At 73.1% G+C, this 26,195-nt stretch carries 23 protein-coding genes; 15 read left to right on the top strand and 8 right to left on the bottom strand.

The features are described from left to right. Position 1: 1 nt before the first annotated feature. Entirely contained in the window at positions 2 to 2,932 is a 2,931-nt protein-coding gene (locus ELQ39_RS22345) for a hypothetical protein (protein WP_242593610.1), read from the top strand. A 381-nt stretch (positions 2,933 to 3,313) separates the two neighbouring features. After that, on the top strand, positions 3,314 to 4,888 hold the full coding sequence (locus ELQ39_RS22340; protein WP_242593609.1) for a S8 family peptidase: 1,575 nt from the start codon (positions 3,314 to 3,316) through the stop codon (positions 4,886 to 4,888). 68 nt (positions 4,889 to 4,956) lie between these two features. Here the strand turns inward: ELQ39_RS22340 and ELQ39_RS22335 are convergent, their stop codons facing one another. Then, positions 4,957 to 5,697, bottom strand: a complete 741-nt coding sequence (locus ELQ39_RS22335; RefSeq protein ID WP_242593608.1) for an alpha/beta hydrolase family protein — start codon at positions 5,695 to 5,697, stop codon at positions 4,957 to 4,959. Positions 5,698 to 5,841: 144 nt separating this feature from the next. Continuing rightward, positions 5,842 to 6,498 (bottom strand): pirin family protein, encoded by a 657-nt coding sequence (locus tag ELQ39_RS22330; RefSeq protein ID WP_190000452.1) that lies wholly within the window; start codon positions 6,496 to 6,498, stop codon positions 5,842 to 5,844. Between the two features lie 142 nt (positions 6,499 to 6,640). Here ELQ39_RS22330 and fasR point away from each other — a divergent pair, with 142 nt between their 5' ends. The 5 genes from fasR (at position 6,641) to fabF (ending at position 11,605) form a co-directional block, all read left to right on the top strand. Next, positions 6,641 to 7,846, top strand: coding sequence for a fatty acid biosynthesis transcriptional regulator FasR (gene fasR / locus ELQ39_RS22325; RefSeq protein WP_190000453.1), 1,206 nt, complete (start codon positions 6,641 to 6,643; stop codon positions 7,844 to 7,846). Between the two features lie 89 nt (positions 7,847 to 7,935). Then, complete coding sequence (locus ELQ39_RS22320) at positions 7,936 to 8,850, top strand: ACP S-malonyltransferase (RefSeq protein WP_242593607.1); 915 nt, start codon at positions 7,936 to 7,938, stop codon at positions 8,848 to 8,850. Between the two features lie 22 nt (positions 8,851 to 8,872). Then, positions 8,873 to 9,901: a ketoacyl-ACP synthase III gene (locus tag ELQ39_RS22315; RefSeq protein ID WP_225627592.1), complete on the top strand. Its 1,029-nt coding sequence runs from the start codon at positions 8,873 to 8,875 to the stop codon at positions 9,899 to 9,901. A gap of 79 nt (positions 9,902 to 9,980) precedes the next feature. Beyond that, complete coding sequence (locus ELQ39_RS22310; RefSeq protein WP_004931691.1) at positions 9,981 to 10,229, top strand: acyl carrier protein; 249 nt, start codon at positions 9,981 to 9,983, stop codon at positions 10,227 to 10,229. Positions 10,230 to 10,333: 104 nt separating this feature from the next. Next, positions 10,334 to 11,605, top strand: coding sequence for a beta-ketoacyl-ACP synthase II (fabF, locus tag ELQ39_RS22305; RefSeq protein ID WP_190000456.1), 1,272 nt, complete (start codon positions 10,334 to 10,336; stop codon positions 11,603 to 11,605). Positions 11,606 to 11,720: 115 nt separating this feature from the next. Here the strand turns inward: fabF and ELQ39_RS22300 are convergent, their stop codons facing one another. Continuing rightward, positions 11,721 to 12,215: a DUF3145 domain-containing protein gene (locus ELQ39_RS22300; RefSeq protein ID WP_006134787.1), complete on the bottom strand. Its 495-nt coding sequence runs from the start codon at positions 12,213 to 12,215 to the stop codon at positions 11,721 to 11,723. Positions 12,216 to 12,489: 274 nt separating this feature from the next. Between ELQ39_RS22300 and ELQ39_RS22295 the strand changes: the two genes are divergently transcribed. The 3 genes from ELQ39_RS22295 (at position 12,490) to ELQ39_RS22285 (ending at position 15,955) form a co-directional block, all read left to right on the top strand. Beyond that, positions 12,490 to 13,389: an SGNH/GDSL hydrolase family protein gene (locus ELQ39_RS22295; RefSeq protein WP_242593606.1), complete on the top strand. Its 900-nt coding sequence runs from the start codon at positions 12,490 to 12,492 to the stop codon at positions 13,387 to 13,389. Positions 13,390 to 13,404: 15 nt separating this feature from the next. Continuing rightward, a complete protein-coding gene (locus tag ELQ39_RS22290; RefSeq protein WP_242593605.1) occupies positions 13,405 to 14,376 on the top strand; it encodes an aldose epimerase family protein in 972 nt (323 codons plus the stop codon). A 316-nt stretch (positions 14,377 to 14,692) separates the two neighbouring features. Further along, positions 14,693 to 15,955 carry a pyroglutamyl-peptidase I family protein gene (locus ELQ39_RS22285; RefSeq protein WP_190000459.1) on the top strand — a complete coding sequence of 421 codons (1,263 nt, stop codon included), beginning with the start codon at positions 14,693 to 14,695 and terminating at the stop codon, positions 15,953 to 15,955. Here ELQ39_RS22285 and ELQ39_RS22280 read toward each other — a convergent pair. From ELQ39_RS22280 to ELQ39_RS22270, 3 genes are all read right to left on the bottom strand, one after another. After that, positions 15,927 to 16,541 (bottom strand): LysE family translocator, encoded by a 615-nt coding sequence (locus ELQ39_RS22280; protein WP_190000460.1) that lies wholly within the window; start codon positions 16,539 to 16,541, stop codon positions 15,927 to 15,929. The genes ELQ39_RS22285 and ELQ39_RS22280 overlap by 29 nt on opposite strands. Next, complete coding sequence (locus tag ELQ39_RS22275; RefSeq protein WP_242593604.1) at positions 16,538 to 17,335, bottom strand: EI24 domain-containing protein; 798 nt, start codon at positions 17,333 to 17,335, stop codon at positions 16,538 to 16,540. The genes ELQ39_RS22280 and ELQ39_RS22275 overlap by 4 nt, the downstream gene beginning before the upstream one ends. A gap of 128 nt (positions 17,336 to 17,463) precedes the next feature. Further along, the gene (locus ELQ39_RS22270) at positions 17,464 to 19,062 is read right to left on the bottom strand and encodes an MFS transporter (protein WP_242593603.1); all 1,599 of its coding nucleotides are present in this window, start codon (positions 19,060 to 19,062) and stop codon (positions 17,464 to 17,466) included. Positions 19,063 to 19,212: 150 nt separating this feature from the next. Here ELQ39_RS22270 and ELQ39_RS22265 point away from each other — a divergent pair, with 150 nt between their 5' ends. After that, on the top strand, positions 19,213 to 19,812 hold the full coding sequence (locus ELQ39_RS22265) for a helix-turn-helix domain-containing protein (protein ID WP_190000463.1): 600 nt from the start codon (positions 19,213 to 19,215) through the stop codon (positions 19,810 to 19,812). Positions 19,813 to 19,889: 77 nt separating this feature from the next. Here ELQ39_RS22265 and ELQ39_RS22260 read toward each other — a convergent pair whose 3' ends face one another. Further along, the gene (locus ELQ39_RS22260; RefSeq protein ID WP_242593602.1) at positions 19,890 to 20,912 is read right to left on the bottom strand and encodes an NADP-dependent oxidoreductase; all 1,023 of its coding nucleotides are present in this window, start codon (positions 20,910 to 20,912) and stop codon (positions 19,890 to 19,892) included. A gap of 91 nt (positions 20,913 to 21,003) precedes the next feature. Between ELQ39_RS22260 and ELQ39_RS22255 the strand changes: the two genes are divergently transcribed. Continuing rightward, on the top strand, positions 21,004 to 21,465 hold the full coding sequence (locus ELQ39_RS22255) for a MarR family transcriptional regulator (protein WP_190000465.1): 462 nt from the start codon (positions 21,004 to 21,006) through the stop codon (positions 21,463 to 21,465). A gap of 209 nt (positions 21,466 to 21,674) precedes the next feature. Here ELQ39_RS22255 and ELQ39_RS22250 read toward each other — a convergent pair whose 3' ends face one another. After that, entirely contained in the window at positions 21,675 to 22,661 is a 987-nt protein-coding gene (locus ELQ39_RS22250; protein WP_242593601.1) for an SCO2400 family protein, read from the bottom strand. A 239-nt stretch (positions 22,662 to 22,900) separates the two neighbouring features. On the opposite strand from ELQ39_RS22250, the gene ELQ39_RS22245 reads away from it, so the two are divergent. The 3 genes from ELQ39_RS22245 to ELQ39_RS22235 all read left to right on the top strand — a co-directional run bounded on the left by ELQ39_RS22245 (position 22,901) and on the right by ELQ39_RS22235 (position 26,184). Next, the gene (locus ELQ39_RS22245; protein WP_225627599.1) at positions 22,901 to 24,067 is read left to right on the top strand and encodes a mandelate racemase/muconate lactonizing enzyme family protein; all 1,167 of its coding nucleotides are present in this window, start codon (positions 22,901 to 22,903) and stop codon (positions 24,065 to 24,067) included. After that, complete coding sequence (locus ELQ39_RS22240; RefSeq protein WP_190000468.1) at positions 24,064 to 25,068, top strand: zinc-dependent alcohol dehydrogenase; 1,005 nt, start codon at positions 24,064 to 24,066, stop codon at positions 25,066 to 25,068. Before ELQ39_RS22245 ends, ELQ39_RS22240 begins: the two co-directional genes overlap by 4 nt. 147 nt (positions 25,069 to 25,215) lie before the next feature. Further along, a complete protein-coding gene (locus ELQ39_RS22235) occupies positions 25,216 to 26,184 on the top strand; it encodes a hypothetical protein (RefSeq protein WP_190000469.1) in 969 nt (322 codons plus the stop codon). Positions 26,185 to 26,195: the final 11 nt, after the last annotated feature.

Genomic DNA, 26,195 nt, shown 5'->3' with positions numbered 1-26,195 from the left:
GATGCAGACCCCGCCCCAGACCACCGACGAGCTGTACGAGGCGCTGCGGGAGAACGACCGCCTCCCCTACGGCCGTACCCGTACCGTCACCGCCGAGGAACTCGCGGAGGCGGCCGAGCTGTTCGGCGAGCCGGTGCCGCTGATCCACGCCCTGCTGGAACTCCAGGAGGCGTACACGTACGGTTCCGAGCCGCGGAAGTCGCCGGTCGTGTTCGCCCGGCTGCTGAACCTCTTCGACGAGCAGCCGGACGTGTTCGACGCCCGGCTGCGCCACCAGCTGTTCTGGCGGTTCAAGTGGGTCGCGAACGCCCTGCGCAGCCTGCCCGAGATACCGCTGGCGAGCCTGCGCCAGTGGCAGACGGAGATGCGCGACCGCTACGAGAAGGCGGGACTCGACCTCCAGCCGTACTACGGGCAGGCGTACCAGCTCGCCGCCCACATCGGTGAGGACACCGCCCTGGCCTACGAACTGTGGGCGGGCCGGACCCGCGGCATGCTCAGCGACTGCGAGGCGTGCGAGACCTGCGAGCGCGCCCTGTACCACCTGGCGGCGGGCGACGACGCGCGGGCGCTCGGCGCCTGGGAGCCGGTGCTGGCCGGCAAGGAGTCCTGCCAGGAGGAGCCGGCCCGCTCCGTCTCCTACGCGCTGCTGCCGCTGCTGCGGACCGGCCGCACGGACGAGGCGCGCCATCTGCACCTGGCGGGCTACCGCGGCTGCCGCCGCAACCCGTCGATGGCCGGGGAGGTCGGCCGCCACCTGGAGTTCTGCGCGCTGACCGGCAACGAGGCGCGCGGCCTTGAGCTGCTGGCGGAGAACCGCACCCTGTTCGACGAGGTGGACTCGCCGCTGGCCCTGCTCGACCTGCTCACCGGCGTGGAGGTCCTGCTCGCCCGCGTCGAGGCGCTGGGCCACGGGGAGCTGCCCGCCGCCGGGTTCGCGGGCCGGAGCTGGACGGTGGCGACGCTGCGCGCCGAGGTGGCGCGGCGTGCCGACGATCTGGCGGGCCGCTTCGACGCCCGCAACGGCACGACGGCGCACTCCGGCCGCCGCGGGGCGCGTCTGGCGCAGGCTCCGCTGCTGGAGTCGCTGGAGCTGACGCTGCGTCCGCGGACCCTGGAGGACGTGGCCCCGGCCCCCGCGGCTCCGGCGCCGGCGCCGGCCGAGCCGCTCCCCGAGTCGCCGGCCGACCTGATCAGGCGGGCGCGGGAGCTGGACGAGCAGGGCCATCCGGACGCGCACGCCTGCTGGGCGCGGCTGGGCGAGGTCGTCTCCGCCCCCGGCTACGTCCACCCGGACGACCCGGAGGTGGGCCCGCTGGTGCGGCTGCGTGCCGACCTGCTGGAGGAAGAGGCGGTGCTGGCGGAGCGCCGGGACGCGTACGCGGACGCGGCGGCCCTGTACGAGGAGGCGGCGGGACTGTACGAGGACGCGGGGACGCCGGGACACGCGGTGCTCGCCCGCGCGTGCGCGGTGCTGGCGGCCGCGCAGACGCCGCCGGAGGACTCCGGACATGACGCCGACGCTCATGTCGCCGCCCTGACCGAGGCGCACCCGGCGCTGGTGCGGCTGCACGAGGAGGCGGCCGGGCTGGCCCCCTATCTGGAGGCGCGGCTGCTGCGGCTGCGGGTGAGCGCGCTCGGTCTGCGGCTCCAGGCGTCCGGGGACCGTGAGCAGGTCGCGCCCGTCTTCACCGAGGCGGAGCTGTTGCACGACTTCGCCACCCGGCACGCCCTGACCGGGCAGATCGCCGGCGCGCGGCTGCTGCGGGCCACCACGCACGCCATGTCGGGCGACCTGCCCACGGCGCTCGCCGAGGCGGACGCGCTGGTGGAGTCGCTGCGGGCGGACGGCCCCGCCTGGCACCTGCCCCGCGCGCTCTCCCTGCGCGGCAAGATCCAGCTCGGCCTCGGGGACGCGCAGGCCGCCCACGCGAGCCTGAGCGAAGGGCTGCGGCTGGCCGCCGAGTGGCCCGCCGACACAGTGGACGCCCCGACGCTGCACGGCGAGCTGGCGCAGGCGTGCATGCACCTGGGCAGGCCCGACGAGGCGCTGCGCCATCTGACGCGCTCGGCGGAACTGGACCTGCGCGCGGGCAACCGGATCGAGGCGTTCTGCACCTACAGCAACGCCGCGCAGCTCAGCCTCGACCTGGGCCGGGTGGAGGACTGCATCGCCCTGCTCGACTCGCTGCTCGTCGAGCCGGACGTCGTGGCCGGCGAGCTGGACGACCGGCTCGTCGCCCAGCTGCGGCTGACCCGCGCCCGCGCGCTGCGCGCCGGGGACGACCTGAAGGCCGCCACCGCGGAGTTCGTGGCCCTCGCGGCGGAGTCGGCCGGCTGGGAGGACGACCCGGGCAGCCACGCCATGATCGCCGCGGAGACGGCCGTGCTCCTCGGTGAGGCCGGGGAGTTCGGCCGGGCGCGGGAGGCCGTGGACCAGGCGCTCGCGGCCCACGCGCGCGACCCACGGTACGAGATGGTCAGCAACGCCCTGCGGGAGCTGGCCCGTCTCCAGGCCTACCAGCAGGGCCCCGAGGGCCTGACGGGCGCCCGCGCCTTCCTGGACGACGCCGGCCGGGTCGCCGACGAGGCCCGCGCCGCCGGGTTCGAGGCGGACGGCCGCTCCCTGGACTCCGCCCTGGCCTACGAGCACGGGCGGGTCGGCGCGTACGGGGGCGCCTACGACGAGGCGCTGGCCGCGCTGGAGAAGGCCCTCGGTCTGCTCGGGGAGCCGGGCGAGGACGCGGAGCGGGCCGCCGAGTGGGCGGAGTGCGCGCGGCTGGCCGCCGTCGTGGAGGGCGTGTACCTGGAGCGGCGCCCGGTGGCGCTCGGCCGCATCGGGGCGGCGGTGGAGCGGCTGACGGCCCTCGGCCACGGTGAGGCGGCGGAGCCGCTGACGGAGCTGGCGGAGAGGCTGCGGGACGAGGAGTAGCGGTGCCCGGGGCGGGGCCGCGGCCGGCGGTCCCGCCCTCTGCTGTCTCGCCATGCGGGACGGTACGGGGCCGCGTCCCGGACGGTGACTGTGACCGTGATCATGTTTACGCCGCGTATCTGTGCCAGTTGATGACCTTGTGTCACCGCCCCTTTGTGGCACGGACGTTAACGAGGGCCCGAACCTCTTGTGCAATCCGCGTAGACAGATCAATCTTTCGCCTGGCGACAGGACATGCGGATCACGGCCACAGCGCCCGTGTTTGGCATGTTCCTGACATGCGTGTGTCCCGGCGACCCGGTACGGACGTTCCGCCGTGCGGCGCCTCCCCCCAAGAGGCGCGACCCCCACACTCCCCACCTGTCGAGGAGGAACCCTCAGATGGCAGTGATGCGAAACGCCAAGCGCAGATCGATCGTCGGCGTCGGCGCGGTCGCCGCGGCGGCTCTCACGGGCGGTCTGTTCACCGCTCCCGCCGCGCACTCCGCCGAATCCCCCAAGGGGACGATCGCCTACGCGGACGCGCCGAACGCGGTCGAGGGCAGCTACATCGTCACCCTGAAGTCGGGCACCAAGGCCACGTCCGCCAAGGGCAAGGGCCTCGCCAAGAAGTACGGCGCCGACGTCGAGCACACCTTCCGCGAGGCCGTCAACGGCTACACCGTGGAGGCCACCGAGGCGGAGGCCGCCGAGCTGGCCGCCGACCCGTCGGTCGCGCTGGTCGAGCAGAACCGCACCTTCACCATCCAGGCGACGCAGACCAATCCGCCGTCCTGGGGCCTGGACCGCATCGACCAGACCGCGCTGCCGCTGAGCGGGTCGTACACCTACGACGACACCGCCGGCCAGGGCGTCACCGCGTACATCATCGACACCGGTGTGCGCATCTCCCACAGCGACTTCGGCGGCCGCGCCCGCAACGGCTACGACGCCGTGGACGGCGACAACGTCGCCCAGGACGGCAACGGCCACGGCACCCACGTCGCCGGCACCGTCGCGGGCACCGCGTACGGCGTCGCCAAGAAGGCCTCCGTCGTCGGCGTCCGCGTCCTCGACAACAACGGCTCCGGCACCACCGCCGGCGTGATCGAGGGCGTCGACTGGGTCGCCGCCAACGCGGTCCTCCCGGCCGTCGCCAACATGTCGCTCGGCGGCGGCGCCAGCACCACGCTCGACAACGCGGTCCGCAACGCCATCGCGGCCGGCGTCACCTTCGCCGTCGCCGCGGGCAACGAGTCGACGACCGCGACCGGTTCGCCTGCCCGGGTGGCCGAGGCGATCACCGTCGGCGCGACCACCAGCACGGACGCCCGCGCCAGCTACTCGAACTACGGCTCGAACCTGGACATCTTCGCCCCCGGCTCCTCCATCACCTCCGCCTGGTACACCGGCGACAGCGCCACCAACACCATCTCCGGCACCTCGATGGCCACCCCGCACGTCGCGGGCGCCGCGGCGCTGTACCTCGCGGACAACCCGTCGGCCACCCCGTCGCAGGTCGCCTCCGCGCTGGTCAACAGCTCCGTCTCCGGCGCCGTCGGCAACCCGGGCACCGGTTCCCCGAACCGTCTGCTGTACGTCGGCGGCAACGGCGGCACCACCCCGCCCGCCGGCAAGACGTTCACCAGCTCGACGCGGTACACGATCAGCGACCGTACGACGGTCGAGTCCCCCCTCACCGTCACCGGCGTCTCGGGCAACGCCCCGTCGGCCCTCCAGGTCCCGGTGAACATCGTCCACACCTACATAGGTGACCTGACGGTCTCCCTGGTCGCCCCCGACGGGTCGGTCTACACCCTGAAGCCCTCCGGCACCGGCGGCTCCACGGACAACATCAACACCACCTACACCGTGAACGCCTCCTCCGAGACGGCCAACGGCACGTGGAAGCTCCGCGTCACCGACGGCTACGCCGGCGACACGGGCTACATCAGCAGCTGGGGCCTGACCTTCTGAGGCGGTCCTGAACCCCGCCGAACCCTCTCCGCCCCGGCACGGGTCCACCGTGCCGGGGCGGTGCTGAGCTAGCCGGGTCCCAGGTGCCGGCTGAAGAAGCTCACGGCGCTGTCCAGCTCGAAGGCCGGGAGCTCGCCGTGTCCACCGGGGGCGGCGTGGAGCGTCTTCTCCTTCGAGGCCAAGGCGTCGAACAGGGCCAAGCTCTGTTCCCTGGGCACCCGTTCGTCGTCCCACTGGACCAGGAACTGCACCGGGACGGTGATCCGGGCGGCGGCGTCCGCCGAGGCATGCGCGCCGCCCAGGCCCAGCACCGCCGCTCGCACCCGGGGTTCGGCGGCGACGAACGGGACACCGAGTCCGCAGCCGAGCGAGACGCCCCAGTAGCCCACCGGGCCGGGGCCCACGTGGCCGAGTTCCCGCACCGCGTCCAGAACCGCCCGCCACTCCGGCACGGTCCGCCGGGCCACCCGCGCCTGGAACTCGGCGATCAGCGGCGCCAGTTCCTCGCCCGCCTCCACGCGCGCCTGGTTCTCGACGGCGAGGCGGGCGTACTCCTCGACCTGGGGCCGGTCGCCGTGGGCGGGGACGTCGACGCACACGGCGGCGTAGCCGCACGCGGTCACGAGGCGGTGGGCGAGCGCCGAGACCTCGGGGTCCTTCTTGTGCCGGCCGCCGCCGTGTCCCAGGAGGACAAGGGGACGGGTCGCGGCTCCGCCGCCGTCGGGCGTCCACAGGACACCGGGGATCCCGTCCAGGGTGAAGAGCTGTTCGCGGACGCCGTCGGACGACGTCCCGGAGAGGAAGCGCATGGTGATGCGGCCTTTCGCAGAGCCTCTGCGGGCGCTCCCTAGGCCATGCGAGGGAGGGAGGCCCGACCTGTCGAAGCGTTGATCGGTCTCACCTCCTCGGGTCGCAGCGCTGCACGGCGGCAGGAACGTACCACGGTGCGGGGATCAGAAGCCCGACATCTCCCACATCAGCACCTCCGCCTCCCCCTCCGCCACCGCCTCCGCGTCCTTCTCGTCCGTGAGGCGGGCCGCGTCGCCCGGTTCGAGGAGTTCGCCGTCGAGGCGGATCGTGCCCCGGGTCACGTGGAGGTAGAGGTAGGGCGCCGCGGGGACCGCCGTACGCTCGCCGGGCGACAGGCGGCGGACGTGGAGCATCGCGCCGGCCTCCGGGACGGCGTAGGGGGTGGAGTCCGCTATGCCGCGGACGACCTCGTAGCGCGGTTCGCCGCCCGGCTCGAGGGGGGCCAGCCACATCTGGAGGAAGGTCAAAGGGGTGCGGGCCGCGTTGCGCTCCACGTGGCGGACGCCCGACGCCGCACTGAGCCGCTGGACGTCGCCGGGGCGGATCACCGTCTCGTGGCCCGCCGAGTCACGGTGGGTCAGCTCGCCGGAGATCACCCACGTGACGATCTCGGTGTGGCTGTGCGGGTGCTCGTCGAAGCCGGCGCCCGGACCCAGGTGCTCCTCGTTGCAGGCGATCACCGCGCCGAAGCGCAGGTTGTCCGGGTCGTAGTGGGGGCCGAAGGAGAGGGCGTGCCACGACTCGATGCCCGCCGCCGGGTCCCCGCCCCTGTAGCGTTCGCTCGCTCGCCTGACGTCCATCACGCCCTCCACGGTAGGCCCTCCCGGGGTGGGCAGGGACGGCGCACGACGGGGGCACCGGAGTCCGGACACGGGGCACGGGCCCGGAGACGGGTGCGACCCTGGGGCACGGCCCGCCGCCCGGATGAGGCAGTCTTGTCCCGTGCCCGAACCCGAAACCAGTACCCCCGGTCCCGCTGCACGCCCCGCCCATCCGCACACCGCGACGCTGAAGCGGCTGGAGCGGTCGTCCGGCTCGCTCGCCGCCCAGGCCATCGCGCGGATGGACGAGACGCTGCCCTGGTACCGGGCCATGCCGCCGGAGAACCGTTCCTGGATCGGCCTGGTCGCGCAGGCGGGCATCGCCGCCTTCACCGAGTGGTTCCGGCGCCCCGACGCCCCGCAGGCCATCTCCACCGACGTCTTCGGCACCGCGCCGCGCGAGCTGACCCGGGCCATCACATTGCGGCAGACCGTGGAGATGGTGCGGACCACGATCGAGGTGATGGAGTCCGCCATCGACGAGGTCGCGGCCCCCGGCGACGAGAGCGTGCTGCGCGAGGCGCTCCTCGTGTACGCGCGGGAGATCGCCTTCGCCACCGCCCAGGTGTACGCCCAGGCCGCCGAGGCACGCGGTGCCTGGGACGCCCGCCTGGAGTCGCTGGTGGTCAACGCCGTGCTCAGCGGCGAGGCCGACGAGGGCGCCGTGTCGCGGGCCGCCGCGCTCGGCTGGAACTCCCCCGAGCATGTGTGCGTGGTGCTCGGTACCGCCCCGGACGGCGACTCCGAGCTGACCGTGGAGGCGATCCGGCGGGCCGCCCGGCACGCCAAGCTCCAGGTGCTCACCGGCGTCCTCGGCAACCGGCTCGTCGTCATCGCGGGCGGCAGCGACAACCCGCTGGCCGTCGCGAAGTCGCTGATCGGCCCGTACGCGGCCGGACCCGTCGTGGCCGGGCCCGTGGTCCCCGACCTGCTGGCCGCGACCCGGTCCGCGCAGGCCGCCGCCGCGGGCCTCAAGGCGTGTTCCGCCTGGCAGGACGCCCCGCGTCCGGTGCTGGCGGACGATCTGCTGCCGGAGCGCGCGATCGCCGGCGACCCCTCGGCGCGCGAGCAGTTGGTGGAGGAGATCTACAGACCGCTCGAGGAGGCCGGCGCGGCGCTCCTCGAGACGCTCAGCGTCTATCTCGAACAGGCGAGCAGTCTCGAAGGCGCGGCGCGGATGCTGTTCGTTCACCCCAACACCGTTCGTTACCGGCTCCGACGTGTGACAGACGTCACCGGCTGGTCACCCTCCGATGTACGCTCGGCGTTCACCCTGCGGATCGCGCTGATCCTGGGGCGTCTGGCCGATGGTGATCTCCAGACCTAGTGTTTTGTCGGGGGTCGACAAAACCCCCTCCCGTTCTTCGTCCTTGTCCCCACGGGCGGCCCCGCCCGTACGCAAGAGAGAGTGTGAGAGTGCTCGTACTCGTCGCTCCCGGCCAGGGCTCCCAGACGCCCGGCTTCCTGACCGAATGGCTGGAACTCCCCGGCGCCGCCGACCGCGTCGCCGCGTGGTCGGACGCCATCGGACTCGACCTCGCCCACTACGGCACGAAGGCCGACGCGGACGAGATCCGCGACACGGCCGTCGCGCAGCCGCTGCTGGTCGCGGCCGGGCTGCTGTCCGCCTCGGCACTGGGTGACATCGCCCCCGGCGCGGTCGCCGGTCACAGCGTCGGCGAGATCACCGCCGCCGCCCTCTCCGGCGTCCTCGACGACGCCGCCGCCCTCTCCCTGGTCCGCAAGCGGGGTCTGGCCATGGCCGACGCCGCCGCGATCACCGAGACCGGCATGGCGGCGCTGCTCGGCGGCGATCCCGAGGTGACCGTGCCGCACCTGGAGAAGCTGGGTCTCACCCCGGCGAACATCAACGGCGGCGGCCAGATCGTCGCCGCCGGCACCATGGAGCAGATCGCCGCGCTGGACGCCGACAAGCCCGAGGGCGTCCGCCGGGTCGTCCCGCTCAAGGTCGCCGGCGCCTTCCACACCCATCACATGCGCCCCGCGGTCGACACGCTGGCGGAGGCCGCCAAGGCCCTCGCGCCCGCCGACCCGAAGGTCGCCTACGTGTCCAACAAGGACGGCAAGGCGGTCGCGTCCGGCGCCGAGGTGCTGGAGCGCCTGGTGGGCCAGGTCGCCAACCCGGTCCGCTGGGACCTGTGCATGGAGACCTTCAAGGAGCTCGGCGTGACGGCCCTTCTGGAGCTGTGCCCCGGTGGCACCCTGACCGGTCTGGCCAAGCGTGCCCTGCCCGGGGTCAAGACGCTGGCCCTGAAGACCCCCGCCGACCTCGACGCGGCCCGCGAGCTCGTCGCCGAGCACACCGCCTGACGCCCTTAAGGAGCCGACCCGCATGGCGAAGATCAAGCCCAGCAAGGGCGCCCCGTACGCGCGCATCCTCGGCGTGGGCGGCTATCGCCCCACCCGGGTCGTGCCGAACGAGGTGATCCTCGAGACGATCGACTCGTCCGACGAGTGGATCCGCTCGCGCTCCGGCATCGAGACCCGGCACTGGGCCTCCCCCGAGGAGACCGTCGCCGCGATGTCGATCGAGGCGTCCGGCAAGGCGATCGCGGACGCCGGGATCGACGCCGCGCAGATCGGCGCCGTCGTCGTGTCGACCGTGTCGCACTTCGCGCAGACCCCGGCCATCGCGACCGAGATCGCCGACAGGCTCGGCACGGACAAGGCCGCCGCCTTCGACATCTCCGCCGGCTGCGCGGGCTTCGGCTACGGCCTGACCCTCGCCAAGGGCATGATCGTCGAGGGGTCCGCCGAGTACGTCCTGGTCATCGGCGTGGAGCGGCTGAGCGACCTGACCGACCTGGAGGACCGCGCGACGGCCTTCCTGTTCGGCGACGGCGCGGGCGCCGTGATCGTCGGCCCCTCGCAGGAGCCGGCCATCGGCCCGACCGTGTGGGGCTCCGAGGGCGACAAGGCCCAGACGATCAAGCAGACCTACGCGTGGGACCGCTTCGGCGGCGACCTCGCGGAGCTGCCCCGGGACAGCAAGGGCGGCATCAAGCTCCCCGCGATCACCCAGGAAGGCCAGGCGGTGTTCCGCTGGGCCGTGTTCGAGATGGCGAAGGTCGCCCAGCAGGCGCTGGACGCGGCCGGGATCAGCGCGGACGACCTGGACGTCTTCATCCCGCACCAGGCCAACGTGCGGATCATCGACTCGATGGTGAAGACCCTCAAACTGCCGGAGCACGTCACGGTCGCCCGTGACATCCGCACCACCGGCAACACCTCGGCCGCCTCGATCCCGCTCGCGATGGAGCGGCTCCTGGCGACCGGCGAGGCGAAGAGCGGCGACACCGCGCTCGTCATCGGCTTCGGGGCGGGTCTCGTGTACGCCGCGACTGTCGTTACCCTCCCCTAGGCACTCCGTGCCGGATCATGCATCCGGTACAGGAGGAAAACCGCCACACCCTCTGGAATCACAACGAAGGAGCGCCATCATGGCCGCCACTCAGGAAGAGATCGTCGCCGGTCTCGCGGAGATCGTGAACGAGATCGCCGGCATCCCGGTTGAGGACGTCCAGCTGGACAAGTCCTTCACCGACGACCTGGACGTCGACTCGCTGTCCATGGTCGAGGTCGTCGTCGCCGCCGAAGAGCGCTTCGACGTCAAGATCCCGGACGACGACGTCAAGAACCTCAAGACCGTCGGCGACGCGACCGACTACATCCTCAAGCACCAGGCCTGAGCACGCGCGGGGCGTGAGCCCCGCCAGGGCCGGGAGCTCCCCGGCCCCGCCACCCGGCGGTGGCGCCGTACGCATCCTCGTCAATCGTTGGAGAAAGAATTCCGATGAGCTCGACCAATCGCACCGTGGTCGTCACCGGTATCGGCGCAACCACACCGCTGGGTGGCGACGCGGCCTCTACCTGGGAAGGCCTCGTCGCCGGGCGTTCCGGCGTGAAGCCCCTGGAGCAGGAGTGGGCCGCCGAGCAGGCGGTCCGCATCGCGGCCCCGGTGGCCGTGGAGCCCACCGAGGTCATCCCCCGGCCGCAGGCCCGCCGCCTGGACCGCTCGGCGCAGTTCGCGCTGGTCGCGGCCAAGGAGGCCTGGGCGGACGCCGGGTTCGAGGCCAAGGCCGGTGAGGACCCGAACGTCGACCCCGACCGGCTGGGCGCCGTGATCGCCTCCGGTATCGGCGGCGTGACGACCCTGCTGGACCAGTACGACGTGCTGAAGGAGAAGGGCGTCCGCCGCGTCTCCCCGCACACCGTCCCCATGCTGATGCCGAACGGCCCGTCCGCGAACGTCGGTCTGGCCGTGGGCGCCCGCGCGGGCGTGCACACCCCGGTGTCCGCGTGCGCCTCGGGTGCAGAGGCCATCGGCTACGCCATCGAGATGATCCGCACCGGGCGCGCCGACGTGGTCGTCGCGGGCGGCACGGAAGCGGCGATCCACCCGCTGCCGATCGCCGCGTTCGGCAACATGATGGCGATGTCCAAGAACAACGACGACCCGCAGGGCGCCTCGCGCCCCTACGACGTCGCCCGGGACGGGTTCGTCCTCGGCGAGGGCGCGGGCGTCGTCGTCCTGGAGTCCGCCGAGCACGCCGCCGCGCGCGGCGCCCGCGTCTACGCGGAGGCGGTCGGCCAGGGCATCTCGGCCGACGCGCACGACATCGTGCAGCCGGAGCCGGAGGGGCGGGGCATCTCGCACGCCCTGCAGAACCTGCTGGACCGCACGGACCTGGACCCGGCGGAGATCGTCCACGTCAACGCGCACGCGACGTCGACGCCGGCCGGTGACATCGCCGAGCTGAAGGCGCTGCGGAAGGTGTTCGGGGACGACGCGGACCACATGGCGGTGTCCGCGACGAAGTCGATGACCGGTCATCTGCTGGGCGGCGCCGGCGGTGTCGAGTCGGTCGCCACCGTGCTGGCGCTGTACCACCGGGTGGCTCCGCCGACGATCAACGTGGAGAACCTGGACCCCGAGGCCGAGGCGAACGCGGACGTCGTTCGTGGTGAGGCGCGGAAGCTGCCCGTGGACGGGCGGATCGCCGCGCTGAACGACTCGTTCGGGTTCGGGGGGCACAACGTGGTGCTGGCGTTCCGGACGGTCTGATCGCCCACGGGCGCTGTGGGAAGGGGTTCACCTCTCGGGTGGGCCCCTTCTGTCGTTCCCTGCCTGCGGGCCTGCGGGGCTCGTCGCGCAGTTCCCCGCGCCCCTTACGGGGCGCTCAGACCACTTGGTGGAGCCAGCGGACCGGGGCGCCTTCTCCCGCGTAGCGGAACGGCTCGAGTTCGTCGTCCCAGGGCTTGCCGAGGAGTTTGGCGATCTCCGACTCCAGGTCGGTGTCCTCCGTGCGGGAGCGGACCAGGGCGGCGCGCAGGCGGTCCTCCGGGATGAGGATGTCGCCGTGGATGCCGGTGACGGCGTGGAAGATGCCGAGGTCGGGGGTGCAGCTGTAGCGCTCGCCCTCGGCGGTGGGGCACGGCTCGGAGGTGACCTCGAAGCGCAGCATCTGCCAGCCGCGCAGCGCGGAGGCGAGCTTGGAGGCGGTGCCGGCCTGACCCTGCCAGGAGAACTCCGAGCGCCAGGTGCCGGGGGCGGCCGGCTGGCGGATCCAGTCCAGGCTGACGCGCGTGCCGAGCACCCCGGCGACGGCCCACTCGACGTGCGGGCACAGCGCGCGCGGCGCGGAGTGCACGTACAGAACTCCACGAGTCGTCACCGGAACCTCCGGGCTGAGCGGGTCGTCTTCGATCGGGCGGAACGGTCACGGCCCGGCGGGCCGCGTTGAGGGCGAGGCTACCGTGCGACGGGGCAAGGAGTGTGACGTACCGTCCGTCCCGGTGGCGGGAAAGTCGTGCCTTTCACCCGGCAGGACGTCTGTGCGGGGGCCGGGGTTCATTCCGGACGGGTGCCTCGAAGAAGCGGGAACTCCCGCGCGTTGTTATGGGTTGGGGGACGGCACGGACGTGGTGGGACGCTCGGGGAGGCGGCGGATGACGCAGGGGACGCGGAGGCGGGGACACCGTGCGCGGGCCGTGCTCGCCGCGGTGGCGGCCGTCGCGTTCGGCGTGGCGGGCTGCGACGCGGGCGGCGGTGAGAAGCCCGGTGCGGCCGCTTCGAGGACGTCTTCTCCCCGGCCGACGCCGCTGTGGGACACCCGCCCGGACTCGGTGGCCGCGGTGGGCGACTCCATCACCCGCGGGTTCGACGCCTGCGCGGTGCTGACGGACTGTCCGCAGGTGTCGTGGGCGACGGGTGACAGCGAGGAGATCGACAGCCTGGCCGTACGGCTGCTGGGGCGGGCCGGGGCGGCAGGGCGAAGCTGGAACTACGCGGCGACCGGCGCGCGGATGGAGGACCTGCCGCGCCAGATGGCGCGCGCGGTGAAGCGGCAGCCGGAGCTGGTGGCGGTGATGGTGGGGGCGAACGACGCCTGCCGGGAGAGCGTGGCCGCGATGACGCCCGTGGAGGAGTTCCGCGCGGACTTCGAGGCGGCGATGCGCACCCTGCGCGAGGCGCTGCCGAAGACACAGGTGTACGTGGCGAGCGTGCCGGACCTCAAGCGGCTGTGGTCGCAGGGGCGGACCAGCGCGCTGGGCAAGCAGATCTGGAAGCTGGGCATCTGCCCGTCGATGCTGGGCGACGCGGACGCGACGGACACGGCGGCGACCGAGCGGCGGGCGACGGTGCAGCAGCGGGTGGAGGACTACAACGAGGTGCTGCGGGAGGTGTGCGCGAAGGACCGCCGCTGCCGCACCGACGGCGGCGAGGTGTACGCGTACCGGTTCGGCACCGGGCAGCTCAGCCGCTGGGACTGGTTCCACCCGAGCGTCGACGGACAGGCGAAGCTCGCGGAGATCGCCTACCGGACGGTCACGGCGCCGGGCCCGTGACCTATTGTTTCGCACATGAACGAACTCATCGGCACACTTTCCGACGGCACGCCGGTGCACCGCTGGACCCTGGAGCGGGCGGGCGTACGGGTACGGATCCTGTCGTACGGCGGGATCGTGCAGGACGTCGAGGTGCCGGACCGGGACGGGCGGACCGGGAACGTGGTGCTGGGGTTCGACGGCCTGGACGGCTATCTCACGCACCCGGAGCCCTTCCTGGGCGCCCTGATCGGCCGGTACGCCAACCGGATCGGCGGCGCGCGCTTCACCCTGGACGGCACCGAGCACGTCCTCGCGCCGAACGACGGGCCGAACTCGCTGCACGGCGGTGAGCGGGGCTTCGACAAGCGCGTCTGGGACGTCACCGAGGTCGCGCACGGGCTGCGGCTGTCGCTGGTCGCCGAGGACGGCGAGGAGGGCTTCCCGGGCCGGCTGGAGGTCAAGGTGACCTACACGCTGGACGAGCGGGGCGCGCTGCACATCGCGTACGAGGCGGTGACGGACGCCCCGACGCATGTGAACCTGACCAACCACACGTACTGGAACCTGGCCGGTTCCGGCACCGCGCGCGGGCACGAGCTGCGGGTGGCCGCGTCCCGGTACACGCCGTCAGGTCCCGACCTGATCCCGGCCGGCGGGCCCGCGGACGTCTCCGGCACCCGCTACGACTTCCGTGAGGCGCGCAAGGCGGGCGGCGGCTACGACGACAACTTCGTGCTGGACAAGGGGGTGACGGCGGCCCCCGAGGAGGTGGCCGAGCTGTACGACCCCGCGTCGGGCCGGGTGCTGACGGTGGCCACCACGGAACCGGGCATCCAGGTGTACACCGCGGACCACATCGGGGAGCCGTTCGAGCCGGGCGCGGGCATCGCGCTGGAGACACAGCACTTCCCGGACTCGCCGAACCGTCCGGAGTTCCCGAGCACGGTGCTGCGGCCGGGCGAGGTGTTCCGCTCGACGACGGTGTACGGCTTCTCGGTGCGGTAGCGGGCGGGCCCCGCACGGGGTCAGGACCCGGCGGGTCCCGGACACACATGAGCCCCGGTCCGGGGTCAGGGTCCCGGGCCGGGGCTGTACATGGGATACCCCGCAGGACCCCGACGTTAACCGCTGACCCGCTCCGGCGGCCGGGGATCGGGGCCACGGGAGGAATCCCGTACGAACCCTTCACATTCGGCCACGGGGTGTGCCTGCGTCGGCCGGGCGGCGCCCTTCGCACCGTGGTGTGATCCACCTCGGTCACGCGATACTGCGGGCTTCCGGCATCCACCCGTACCCCACGACGACGGAAGGCCCACCTCCTGTGATCTCACCCCGTGTGCGCATCGGTGTGCTCGGTCTGGCCCTGCTGGCCGCCCTGTCCTCCCCCGCCACCGCCACCGCCGCCGGACCGGCGGCCCCCGGTTCCGCCGCGCCGCCGACCGTCGAGGAACTGCGCCTCGACAAGGCCGCACCGCAGGAGATACTCCGGCGCTCCGGCTTCGACACGGTCGCGCCCGACTTCGCCCGCGCCCTGGACCGGGCCCGCTCCTACGCCCAGGCGCGGCGGGTCGTGGAACGGGAGGGTTCCGCGCTGTGGCGCAGGGCCGTGGACCGGGTGCAGGGCCGCGGCCCTGCGGGCGGCGACCTGAGCCGGGACGACGACCGGCCGCTGTACTGGGCGCGGCTCGGCATGACGCGTGAACTGCGCGGCTGGGAGCCCCGGTTCGGGCTGGACGCGGAGCGGCGGGCGCGGCTGATCGACACGCTGGAGCGGACCTCGCGCGGGCAGACCGCGATCCGCTACCCGCACGGCGAGGGCCTGAAGCGGGTGCTGGTGACCGGCTTCGACCCGTTCACGCTGGACCGGGACATCCGTATCTCCAACCCGTCGGGGGCCGTCGCGCTGGCCCTGGACGGCACGGTGATCGAGACGGCGAGCGGGCCGGCGCGTGTCGAGACGGCCGTGTTCCCGGTGCGCTGGCGGGACTTCACCGACGGCACGGTGGAGCGGGCACTGCGGCCGCACCTGCCCGGGGTCGACCTGTTCACGACGGTGAGCCAGGGCCGGGTGGGCCGTGTCGACGTCGAGCGCACCAACGGCGCCTGGCGGGGCGGCTTCGGGGACAACGAGAACACCGGGCGGCCCGAGACCGTCCCGGTGTCCGACCCGGCCTCGCAGCCGCAGTGGACGTCGACGACGCTGCCGTACGCGGCGATCACGGCGGCGCAGACCGGGCGGTTCCCGGTGTACGACAACACGAGCGTGACGGAGATCCCGGCGGGAGGCACGGAACCCGTCGTGCGGCCGGAGGGGCCGACGCCGGGCTCGACGGCCCGTGCCGGGGGCGGCGGCGACTACCTGTCCAACGAGATCGCCTACCGGGCGACGCTGCTGCGTGACCGGCTGGGGCTGCACGACACCCTGCCGGGCGGGCATGTGCACACGCCGGTGCTGGAGTTCGGGGCGGGCAACACCACGGAGGTCACCGACCCGCGGTTCGTGCGGAACCGGCTGGACATCGTCGCCCAGGTGCGCGCGATCGTGTCCGTCGCGGTCAGTGCGTCGGAGCGAGCGCGAGGCTGACACCGAGGCCGGCCAGCGCGGTCCCGATCACCTTGTTGAGGACGCGCTGGCCGCGCAGCATCAGGCCGCGCATCCGGTCGTGGGAGAAGAACAGCGCGACGGCGGCGAACCACAGCAGATGGGCCAGCGACATGAACAGGCCGTAGCCCGCCTGCTGGAGCGGCGGTGTCCCGGGGCCGACGACCTGCGCGAACGTCGAGACGACGAAGAGCGTCGTCTTGGGGTTGAGGACGTTGGTCAGGAACCCGGTGCGCAGCGCGGCGAGCGGGGTCAGACCGGTGCGGTGCTCCAGGTCGACGGTGACCTCGGCGCGGGTGCGGAAGGTGCGTACGCCGATGTACACCAGGTAGGCCGCGCCGGTCAGTTTGACCACCGTGAACAGGAAGGCCGAGGAGGCGATCAGCAGGCCCACGCCGAGCATGGTGTACGTGACGTGGACCAGGACCCCGGCGGCCACCCCGGCGGCGCCGAGCAGGCCGGTGCGGCGGCCGTACAGGTAGCTGTTGCGAACCACCATGGCGAAGTCGGCGCCGGGGGCGATCACCGCGAGGACGGTGATCAGGGCGACGGCAAGGATCTCGGTCACGTGCCGACCCCCTCCTCCTCCGGTTCGTCCGCGACGCCGCCCTCCTCCGTCTCCTCGCCCATCAGGTCGCGGGCCATGAGGGTGGCGCCGGCGACCGCGCCGGGCATCAGGAACACCGCGACGAACGGCACGAGGAACGCCAGCGCGAGGGGCGTGCCGAAGCCCCAGACGAGGGTCTTGCGGGAGCGCAGCAGCGCCAGCCGCTCGCGGACCTCGACGCCGCGCCGCTGAAGTGCGACGGCGGTCAGTTCCTCGGTGAGGAAGAAGCCGGTGACGAAGAAGCCGATCACCGGGACGACGGTCTGCCCGGCGACCGGGACGAAACCGAGCGCGAACAGCAGCACCGCCCACACGGCCGCCCGCGCGACGATGCGCAGGCTGTCGCGGGCGGAGATCCACAGCTCCCGCCACAGCGGCAGGTCCGACTCGGGCGCGGTGCCGTCGGGCGAGACGTCCCGGTCGACCTTCTCGGAGAGGCTCTCGTAGAAGGGCTGCCCGATGAGCAGGGTCATCGCGGTGAAGGTGAGCACGCTCAGCAGCAGGGCGAGCGCGAACAGCACGGCGGTGAGGAAGCCGCGGAAGAGACCCGCCCAGGGGTCGGCCCAGTCGTCGGCGAACGGCGTCGCCCAGCCGACGAGGTCCGCGCCCCACAGGGCGAGCGCGACCAGGGTGGCCGCGTACAGCACCAGGGTGATCAGGCCGGGCAGCAGCCCGAAGCCGTACTGCCGGCCGTGCCGGCCGACCCACTTCTGGCCCTTCAGCAAGTACCGGAATCCGGCCCCTAGATCGCGCATGGGGAGGACTGTAGCGGGACCGTGGACGCAGGCATGGGACAGGGCCGCACCCCACGTCCAGGGGTGCGGCCCCCGCCGTACGCAACGACACCGGCCGGGCAGGCGTCACGGCCGTCCCGGCCCGGGTGTCACCGGGCGAGGGTGGCCCCGGCGGCCTCCTCCTCGTCCGTGGCGGGACGGTGCGAGCCGTCCGGTCCGCGCAGGGCGACGAGGACCAGCAGGACGGTCATGACGGCGACGCCCGCCCACATGGCCCGCTGCCAGCCCTCGACGAAGGACTCCTGGGCGGCGAGCACCAGGTCCCGGGCCTGTCCGCCGGTGCTCGGGGCCACCTCGACGGCGTTGGCCACTCCCTCCCGCGCGGTGTCCGCGGCCTCCCGGGGGATGCCGTCGAGCCGGTCGTCGACGGCGGCGCGGTAGCCGCCGGCCACGAGCGCGCCGAGCAGTGCCACACCGAGGGCCGTGCCGAACTCCCGGGTGATGTCGTTGAGGGCCGAGGCGACGCCCTGCCGGTCGCGGGGCAGGGAGGCGGTGATCGTCTCGGTGGAGGGCGTCATCGACAGGCCCATGCCCGCGCCCATGGCGAGCGTGCCGGGCAGCACGGACAGGTAGCCGCCGTCGACGGAGACGAACAGGGCCATCAGCGTGAGGCCCAGGGCGGACAGGGCGATGCCCGCCGTCATGGTGGACCGCGCGCCGATCGCGGCGGCCGCTCGCGGGGCCAGGCCGGACGTGGCCATCATGGTGACGGCCATGGGCATCATCGCCGCCGTGGACAGCAGGCCCGACCAGCCCAGCACGGCCTGGAAGAACGGGAACAGCACGACGGCGACACCGGCCTGGACCCCGAACACGACGAGCAGGGTGAGGGAGCCGCCGGCCAGACCTCGCTCGCGGAAGAGGCGTACGTCCAGCAGCGAGGCGTCACGCCGGCGCAGCTCCCAGGCGACGAAGGCGACGGCCGCGACCAGTCCTGCCGCGAGGCCGATGAGCGTCCGGGGGGCGGTCCAGCCGCGCTCGGGGCCTTCCTGGAGGACGAAGATCAGGCCGACGACGGCGACGGCGGACAGCAGCGCGCCTCCCGTGTCGAAGGAGGAGGCGGGGCGTTCGCGGGAGTCGGGCACCGACTTCACGGTCGTCACCAGTGCCACGGCCGCCAGTGCCACGGGCAGCGCGAACAGCCACCGCCAGTCCGCGACGTCCACGAGGAGCGCGGAGAGGAACATCCCGAGGATGCCGCCGCCTCCGGCCACCCCGGTCCACACGCCGATCGCCCTGCCGCGTTCCTCCTCGGGGAACGTGGAGGTGATCACGGCCAGCGTGATCGGCATGATCATGGCCGCGCCGATGCCCGCGGCCACCCGGGCGCCGATCATCACGGCGGCCGACGGAGCGAACGCCGCCACCACGCCGGCCGCGCCGAAGAGGACCAGCCCCGCGATCAGCACCGGTTTGCGGCCCAGGCGGTCGCCGACCGCGCCGAGCGGCAGGAGCAGGGCGGCCAGGGCGAGGGTGTAGACGTTGACGATCCACAGGACGGTCGTCTGGGAGGCGCCCCACTCGACGGCCATATGGGTCTGGGCGACGTTCAGGCCGGACACCGACGCGACGACGGCCATCAGCGCGATCGACACGGCGGTCAGGACCGCGCGCAGTCGTCGCGCGTCCGGCGTTCCGGTGCCGCTCGGTGGCGCGTCCGCCGCCCGGAAGGGCTGGTCGCTGCTCATGTTGTCCTCCGGGAAAAGGGCATACGGGATCGGCGCCGGAGCAGGGCCGGCCGCCGAAGAGGGACGACGCGGGGCGGCGGACGCGCGGACCACCGCCCCGCTCTTCCCCGACGCCAAGCCGCATTGCGCCAAGGGCATACGATGTTGCCCATGACGCAAGAAGACGGCGGCTTGGACGGCCTCGTACGCAAACGGATCCGGGCGCTGCGGGTCGCGCAGGGGTGGTCCCTGGAGGAACTGGCGACCCGTGCCAACCTCAGCCAGTCCTCGCTGAGCCGGATCGAGAACGGGCAGCGCCGGCTCGCCCTGGACCAGCTCGTCGTCCTCGCCCGGGCCCTGGACACCACCCTGGACCAGCTCGTGGAGAACGCCGACGACGACGTCGTCGTCAGCCCGATGGTCGACGGCGCCCACGGCCTGATGCGCTGGCCCGTGAAGGGCGACCCCGGGATGAGCGTGGTGCGTCAGCGGCTGACCGCTCCCCCGCCCGACAGTCCCGCCCGGATGCGCGCCCACCCCGGCCGGGAATGGCTGGTCGTGCTCTCCGGCACCGCGGTCCTGATGCTCGGGCACCGGCGGTACCGCGTCGAGACCAACCAGGCCGCCGAGTTCCCCACCATGACGCCGCACGCGATCGGGGCGGAGGGCGGCCCGTGCGAGATCCTCGGCATCTTCGACCGCGACGCCCGCCGCGGCCACCAGCGGGACACCGGCGACCGCGCGGAGGGCGGCGGTCCGCGGGGCGCGTAGCCACGCGCGAAAGGACCGCACCCGGCGGCACGGATCGTGCGGCCGGGTGCGGTCCAGCGACTCCGGGGAGCCTGTCGTCAGAGCTTGACGATCATCTTGCCGGTGTTGTCGCCGCGCAGGACGCCGAGGAAGGCGTCCAGGTTGTTCTCGATGCCCTCCACGACCGTCTCGCGGTACTTCAGCTCGCCGGAGCGGACCCAGGCGCCGACCTCCTCCACGAACTGCGGCTGCAGGTCGTAGTGGTCGCCGACGAGGAAGCCCTCGATGCGGCCGCGGGTCTGGATGAGGCGGGCGAGGTTCTTCGGGCCGGGCGCGGGCTCGGTGTTGTTGTAGACGGAGATCGCGCCGCAGACGGCGATGCGGCCGTCCCGGTTCAGGGAGCCGATGGCCGCCTCCAGGTGGTCGCCGCCCACGTTGTCGAAGTACACGTCGACGCCGTCGGGGGCGGCGGCGCGCAGCTGCTCGCTCACGGGGCCGTTCCTGTAGTTGAACGCGGCGTCGAAGCCGTACTCCTCGGTGAGGAGCTTGACCTTCTCGTCGGAGCCGGCGGAGCCGATCACCCGGGAGGCGCCCTTGAGCTTGGCGATCTGGCCGACCTGGCTGCCGACGGCGCCGGCCGCGCCGGACACGAAGACGGAGTCGCCCTCCTTGAAGGACGCGGTGCGCAGCAGGCCCGCGTAGGCGGTGAGGCCGGTCATGCCGAGCACGCCCAGGTACGCCGACAGGGGCGCGGCCTGCGGGTCCACCTTCACGGCGGTCTTCGCGTCCACGACGGCGTACTCACGCCAGCCGAGGAAGTGCAGGACGTGGTCGCCGACGGAGATCCCCTCGGCGTTCGACGCGACGACCTCGCCGACGGCGCCGCCCTGCATGGCCTTGCCCAGCTCGTAGGGCGCGACGTAGGACTTGGCGGCGCTCATGCGGCCGCGCATGTACGGGTCGACGGAGAGGTACTCGTTGCGCACCAGCACCTGGCCCTCGCCCGGGGTCCGGACCTCCGCCTCGACCAGGGCGAAGTTCTCCGGCTCGGGCCAGCCGACCGGACGGCTCACCAGGTGCCACTCGCGGGCGGTGGCGGGGGGCGTGGGCGTGTCGGTCATACGGAGCACCTTTCCTCTAATACTTCAGTACCTGAAACAACCATGCGACTGAATATTTCAGGATGTCAAGCACATGGGTACCCTGGTGGGCATGGCCACACCCCGTTCCGCGCCCAGCCGTCCCGACGCTCTCACTCTGGAGGTCGTCGAGCTGATCGGCGCGGTCGTGGCGCGCTATCACGAGGAGTACGAGGAGGCCGCCGCGGAGCACGCGCTGACCGGCGCGCAGGCGCGGCTGCTGAGCCTGCTCAGTCTGGAGCCGCTGCCGATGCGGAGGCTGGCGCAGCGGCTGAAGTGCGAGCCGTCGAACGTGACGGGCATCGTCGACCGGCTGGAGGCCCGCGGCCTGGTGGAGCGCCGGCCCGACCCGGCGGACCGGCGCGTGAAGCTGGCTGCGGCGACGGACGAGGGGCGGCGGGTGGCGCGCGGTCTCCAGGAGTCCCTGCGGTTCGCCCGCGAGCCGCTGGCGGGGCTGTCCGACCCGGAGCGGGTCGCGCTGCGGGACGCGCTGCGGCGGATGCTGGGGATCGAGGGCGAGGTCCAGGGCGGCTAGGACCTGGGCGGGCCTGGCGCCCGCCGGCGGCGTTGTCGCGCCGCGCGCTCCCGGGGCCGACGGCCGGGGCAGGTCCTAGGGCCCGGCGCCGGGTCCTGGGCGAACATGGCCGCGCAGGGCGGTCGTCTCAGGTCAGCCCACGCGGGCCACGAGACCGGGCGCCGCGTGGGGCGCGGCGCGTCCGTGAAGTGGGCGTGGCCCGGGGGTGTTCACGTGCACCACCACAGGAACCTCTCGCACGTCTTCGTCGGTTCGGGTTCCGGCTCGGGTTCGTCCGTCGTGGGGTCCGGGTCGGGGGTGTCCGTCTCCGGGGGGTCCTGCGAGGGCTGTTCCGGGGTGGGGTCACCGGCCGTGGGGGTCTCGGCGGGGGCCGAGGACGCCGTCGCCTCCGCCGACTCCTCGTCCGCCTCCTCCGACTCCTTGTCCTCGGGGGAGGACGCGGAGGCCGAGGCGGAGCCCGACGCTTCAGGGCTGGGGGACGTCCCAGGCTCCCCCGGGCGCGGGGCGCTTCCGCTCGCCGACCCGCCGGGCTCGACCTCGTCCGCCCCGCCGTCGACCGACTCCTCACCCGCCACCGCCGGACGCGGCTCGGAGCCGGGGGCGTCCAGGCCCAGTTCCGCCAGGCTCAGTCCGCCGGCCGCGAGGACGAAACCGGCGACGATCAGCAGGGTGCGGTTGCGCCGGCGGCGGTGGGCGGCCGCCTTGCGGTCCCGGCGGCTCTGTCCGCCGTGCCGGTCCTCGTCCTCCTCCGGGTCCCGGCCCCGGCGCCGGGCGGCGCGCCGTCCGAGCGGGGCATCGGACTCGACGTCCTCCCGGTCCTCGTGCGCGTCGTCCGGTCCGTCGTCGGTATCGTCGGTATGGGCGCCCCTGCCGGCGTGGACACCGCTGTCGGCGTGGACACCGCTGTCGGCGTAGGCATCGTTGTCGGCGTAGGCGCCCTCGGCGCGGGCGTCGTCGGCACGGGGGTGGCCGTCGCTCTCGTGGTACGCGTCGCTCAGGGCGTACCCGCCGCTCTCGCCGTACCCCCCGCCCGCGCCGTGCCCGCCGCTCCCCGCGGGTGCGTACGTACCAGGGGTCTCGCCCACGGGGTCCGCCGGCGCCGCCTGCCGGGCGCGCAGCGTCTCGACGGGCGTGCCGCAACCGGGGCAGGCCAGGGCGCCGTTGAGGTGCCGTCGGCACGGGTGGCAAAAGTCCATGACGCGGGAAGGTTAGGTTCCGGTCCCGTCCGGTTCCTAGGCCTTGCTGTGAAGGTTTGGTGCGGACCTTTACGCAATGGTTTCGAAACCGGAGAAACCCTTGAGTGCGCGACCCATTGACACCCCCGCCGCACCCTCTTTACTGTCTCGCCAGCATTTCGAACGTGTGACGAAATATCGAACGCGTCGATCCGCCGCATCCGATGCCAGTCCACCACCGCAGCGAGGGGTCAACTGCCGTGCGCATCACCGGAATCAGCACACACGTGGTCGGGACGCCGTGGCGCAACCTGACGTACGTCCAGGTGCACACCGACGAAGGGATCACCGGGGTCGGCGAGACCAGGATGCTCGGCCACACCGACGCCCTCCTGGGCTACCTGAAGGAGGCCGAGGCCAACCACATTCTCGGCTCCGACCCGTTCGCCGTCGAGGACCTGGTCCGCCGCATGAAGTACGGCGACTACGGCCGGGCGGGCGAGATCGTGATGTCCGGCATCGCCGTCGTGGAGACGGCCTGCTGGGACATCAAGGGCAAGGCGCTCGGCGTCCCCGTCTGGCAGTTGCTGGGCGGCAAGGTCACCGACAAGGTGAAGGCGTACGCCAACGGCTGGTACACCACGGAGCGCACCCCGGAGGCGTACCACAAGGCGGCACGCGCGGTCATGGAGCGCGGGTACCGGGCGCTGAAGATCGACCCCTTCGGCACGGGTCACTTCGAATTCGACCACAAGGAGACCCTCTACGCCGTCTCCCTGATCGAGGCGGTGCGGGACGCGATCGGTCCCGAGGCGGAGCTGATGCTGGAGATGCACGGCCGCTTCTCCCCCGCCACCGCCGTCCGTCTCGCGCACGAGCTGGCGCCGTTCCGGCCGGCCTGGCTGGAGGAGCCGGTGCCGCCGGAGAACCTGAAGGCGCTGGAGAAGGTCGCCGCGAAGGTGGACATGCCGGTCGCGACCGGTGAGCGCATCCACGACCGCATCGAGTTCCGCGAGCTGTTCGAGAGCCAGGCCGCCGACATCATCCAGCCCGACGTCGGGCACATCGGCGGCATCTGGGAGACCCGCAAGCTGGCGGCGACCGCCGAGACCCACTACACGCTGGTCGCCCCGCACAACGTCGGCGGCCCGGTGCTCACCGCCGCGTCCCTCCAGGTCGGCTTCACCACCCCGAACTTCAAGATCCTGGAGCACTTCAACGACTTCGCGGACGCGGAGATCAAGAAGGTGGTCAAGGGCGCGCCCGTGGTCGACCCGGAGGACGGCTGCTTCCACCTCTCCGACGCTCCCGGTCTCGGCGTCGAGCTGGACGTGGACGCGGCCGCCGAGTTCCCGCAGCAGCAGGCGCGGTTCGACCTGTGGGCCGAGGGCTGGGAGCAGCGCAGGCCGAAGGGCACGGGCCGGTGAGCACCGAAGTCGTCGTCGAGGCGCCCGGCGCCCACCGCCTGGTCCCGCACGAGCCCCGCGAGCCCGGCCCCGGGGAGGCGCTGGTGCGCGTGCACGCGGTCGGCATCTGCGGCAGCGACCGCGAGGTCTACCAGGGCAACAGGCCTCAGGGGTACGTCCGTTACCCGCTCACCCCGGGCCACGAGTGGTCCGGCGCCGTCGCCGCCGTCGGTGACGGGGTGCCCGCGGGCCTGGTGGGACGCAAGGTGGTCGGCGAGGGCTTCCGCAACTGCCAGGTGTGCGACCGCTGTCACGCCGGGGAGACCACGCTGTGCACGGCGGGCTACGAGGAGACCGGGTTCACCCAGCCGGGCGCCATGGCCCCCACGCTGACCCTGCCCGCCCGGCTGCTGCACCCTTTGCCGGACGACGCCGACCTGACCGCGGCGGCGCTGCTGGAGCCGGCCGCGTGCATCGCCGCCGCCGCGCTGAAGGCGCGCGCGGTGCCCGGCGAGCGGGTCGCGGTGGTCGGCACCGGCACGCTGGGGATGTTCGCGGTGCAGTTCCTCAGGGCCGCCTCGCCCGCCGAGCTGCTGGTGGTGGGCACCCGGGACGACCGGGAGGCGCTGTCGAGGCGGTTCGGCGCCACGGACTTCCGCACCAAGGACCGGCCGCTGCCGGACGACGTGGACGTGGTGATCGAGACGGCCGGGTCCGCCGACGCGGCCCGTACCGCGGCCGGACTGCTCCGGCGCGGCGGCCGCCTGGTGCTCACCGGCATCCCGGCGCCGGGCGCGGACGGGCTGGACCCGACCGACCTGGTGGTGCGGCAGCTGGAGGTGCACACCGTGTTCGGCGCGCCGCCGGACGCCTGGGCGCACACGGTGCGGATGTTCGGCGCGGGGCTGCTCGACCCGCTGCCGCTGGTCACCCATGAACTGCCGCTCGCTGAGTTCCCCGACGCCATCGAGCTGGCGGGGTCCGGCGATCCGAAGGTGGGCAAGGTCCTGCTGCGTCCCTGAACCCGTGCCGGTACGAGGACGAGCCGACGGCCCTCGTACCGGCGCGCCCCCGACCCGAACACCCTCCGACGTCCCGCCCCGGACCCGGCCGGCCCGTGCCGCGGACCGCGAACCTCGTCCGACATATCGAACACCGAAGGACACCCTGTGACCGACGCTTCCGCCACGGCGCCCCGCAGGCCCGGTGAGCAGGCGCTCACCGCGCTCGGCCTGGGCGCGCCCGCCCTCGACCCCGCCGACGCCTCGCCGCACTCCTTCCCCGGCGGCGGCCGCTGGCGCACCGAGGTCCCCTCGTGCGAGGGGCCCGAGGCGCTGGCGGTGGTGCTGAAGGAGGCCTCCCGCCTCGACGTGCCGGTGCACCGGATCAGCCAGGGCAGCGGCGTGTGGATGCTGACCGACGCCGAGATCACCGAGATGGTGGAGGCGACCGCCGAACGGGACATCGAGCTGTGCCTGTTCACCGGCCCGCGCGGCACCTGGGACATCGGCGGCTCCACCCGCACCGACTCGCACGGCGCCGGACTGCGCGCCCGGGGCCACGACGCGGTGGCCGGCTGCGTCGAGGACGCGGTGCGCGCCACCGAACTGGGCGTGAAGTGCCTGCTGGTGGCCGACGAGGGCGTGCTGTGGACGCTGCACCGGGCGCGGGCGGCGGGCATCCTCCCGGCGGACACCACGCTGAAGGTGTCGGCGCTGGTCGGGCCGGTCAACCCGGCGTCGTTCGCGGTGCACGAGCGGCTCGGCGCGGACTCCATCAACGTGCCCAGCGATCTGACGCTCACCCATCTCACGGAGATCCGCCGGGTGTCGGCGGCGCCGATGGACATGTACATCGAGGCTCCCGACGACCTCGGCGGTTATGTGCGGATGTACGAGGTGGCCGAGCTGATCCGGCGCGGCGCCCCGGTGTACCTGAAGTTCGGGCTGGCCAAGGCGCCCGGCATCTACCCGTACGGCCACCACCTGCGGGAGGTCGCGCTGGCCACGGCGAAGGAGCGGGTGCGGCGCGGCCGGCTGGCGCTGGACCTGCTGGCGCGGCACGGCGCCGACGCCGGTATGGCGCCGCTCGGCTCGCGTCTTCCGGGAGACCTGCGCAGGTTCGACATCCCGTCATAACGTTCCGGAAA

The organism is Streptomyces sp. GB4-14, from assembly GCF_022696125.1.
Classification (GTDB): Bacteria; Actinomycetota; Actinomycetes; order Streptomycetales; family Streptomycetaceae; genus Streptomyces; species Streptomyces werraensis.
Note: the sequence above shows the minus strand (reverse complement) of the source record. Positions and strands in the feature narration are given on the sequence as shown.

What these genes read in the sequence shown, in the direction of transcription:
- ELQ39_RS22345 (WP_242593610.1), top strand. Translation starts at nt 2, where the DNA reads ATGCAGACCCCGCCCCAGACCACCGACGAGCTGTACGAGGCGCTGCGG.
- ELQ39_RS22340 (WP_242593609.1), top strand. Translation starts at nt 3,314, where the DNA reads ATGGCAGTGATGCGAAACGCCAAGCGCAGATCGATCGTCGGCGTCGGC.
- ELQ39_RS22335 (WP_242593608.1), bottom strand. Translation starts at nt 5,697, where the DNA reads ATGCGCTTCCTCTCCGGGACGTCGTCCGACGGCGTCCGCGAACAGCTC.
- ELQ39_RS22330 (WP_190000452.1), bottom strand. Translation starts at nt 6,498, where the DNA reads ATGGACGTCAGGCGAGCGAGCGAACGCTACAGGGGCGGGGACCCGGCG.
- ELQ39_RS22315 (WP_225627592.1), top strand. Translation starts at nt 8,873, where the DNA reads ATGGCGAAGATCAAGCCCAGCAAGGGCGCCCCGTACGCGCGCATCCTC.
- ELQ39_RS22310 (WP_004931691.1), top strand. Translation starts at nt 9,981, where the DNA reads ATGGCCGCCACTCAGGAAGAGATCGTCGCCGGTCTCGCGGAGATCGTG.
- fabF (WP_190000456.1), top strand. Translation starts at nt 10,334, where the DNA reads ATGAGCTCGACCAATCGCACCGTGGTCGTCACCGGTATCGGCGCAACC.
- ELQ39_RS22295 (WP_242593606.1), top strand. Translation starts at nt 12,490, where the DNA reads ATGACGCAGGGGACGCGGAGGCGGGGACACCGTGCGCGGGCCGTGCTC.
- ELQ39_RS22290 (WP_242593605.1), top strand. Translation starts at nt 13,405, where the DNA reads ATGAACGAACTCATCGGCACACTTTCCGACGGCACGCCGGTGCACCGC.
- ELQ39_RS22275 (WP_242593604.1), bottom strand. Translation starts at nt 17,335, where the DNA reads ATGCGCGATCTAGGGGCCGGATTCCGGTACTTGCTGAAGGGCCAGAAG.
- ELQ39_RS22270 (WP_242593603.1), bottom strand. Translation starts at nt 19,062, where the DNA reads ATGAGCAGCGACCAGCCCTTCCGGGCGGCGGACGCGCCACCGAGCGGC.
- ELQ39_RS22265 (WP_190000463.1), top strand. Translation starts at nt 19,213, where the DNA reads ATGACGCAAGAAGACGGCGGCTTGGACGGCCTCGTACGCAAACGGATC.
- ELQ39_RS22260 (WP_242593602.1), bottom strand. Translation starts at nt 20,912, where the DNA reads ATGACCGACACGCCCACGCCCCCCGCCACCGCCCGCGAGTGGCACCTG.
- ELQ39_RS22255 (WP_190000465.1), top strand. Translation starts at nt 21,004, where the DNA reads ATGGCCACACCCCGTTCCGCGCCCAGCCGTCCCGACGCTCTCACTCTG.
- ELQ39_RS22250 (WP_242593601.1), bottom strand. Translation starts at nt 22,661, where the DNA reads ATGGACTTTTGCCACCCGTGCCGACGGCACCTCAACGGCGCCCTGGCC.